A 951-nucleotide genomic window follows, 5' to 3' on the forward strand; every position below is an offset into this window, starting at 1 on the left:
AACGCCGTCAACGCGCCCTCGGCCGGCTGACACCCATCGAGTTTGAGACAATAAAAAACGCGGCCTCAGCCGCGTAAGAAATTATCAACCCCAGCTGTCAACTAAACCTTCAGCAGTCCCGCCGATTCCGTGACCAGCGGATAAATTACCGGGGGGGTGGCGAAGATGACAAGCCAGCGCTAACTGCCACGTCATCCCTTCTCGAGGAGAAAGACTTGGAAGATTTTCCCTTGGAATGCCGGTACTTTGACTCAGTTTGCCGGAATCCTGCAGATACTACGATCGCTTCCGGCAGACCTGCCATGACCGCGCAAACGGGATGCGGTAGTTCCGTGCCGGCCGAATCGACGCAGGAATGTAAATGGGCATGTTGTCAGCCGACAGGATTGCGCGCAATGCTGTGGGCGAGTCGGTAGGAGTCTGATCCGGTTTCGATGATGGCCCCGTTGAACGTCAGCCTGTCCACGATCGCTGCGCACAGCCGCGGGTCGGTAAAGGTCTTCGTCCAACCGGAAAAGGATTCATTGGAGGCGACGGCGATGGAATTCTTCTCCTCCCTCTCGGTGAGGACCTGGAAGAGGAATTCTGCGCCGCGGCGGTCCAGTTCCATGTAGCCGAGTTCATCGATGCAGAGCAGGTCCACGCGGCCGTAGCGGGCGATAGTGGGAGCGCCTCGATGCTTTGGGGGATGCATCGAGGCGCTTGGGTGAGCATATTAGGAGGCATTTTTCAGTCAAATCGTTACGGCTGTCCCTGCGGAACCCCCAGACGCTACAGGTCCCTAAGCGGGGCGGCCCGATTTCCCGCGGCCTGCGATAGGACAACTCACGGCAATTAGTGGAGTCCCGCATAGTGGTGTAACGCCACGGTGGTTGTCTGCGTCGTTGCTGACGTGAAGGCGGTCACCGTGTGATCCTTCGAGGAAACTCTCACATCCCACTCGAAAGGCAT

The 951-nt window shown here is 57.9% G+C and carries 1 pseudogene; it reads right to left on the reverse strand.

Features of this window, described 5'->3' with window-relative positions:
• Nucleotides 1-373 precede the first annotated feature (373 nt).
• Nucleotides 374-670 (reverse strand): annotated as a pseudogene (locus tag ACETK3_RS21335) (ATP-binding protein); the annotation flags it as partial.
• Nucleotides 671-951 lie beyond the last annotated feature (281 nt).

Origin of the sequence: Arthrobacter sp. E44 (assembly GCF_041877125.1) — a bacterium.
Classification (GTDB): domain Bacteria; phylum Actinomycetota; class Actinomycetes; order Actinomycetales; family Micrococcaceae; genus Arthrobacter.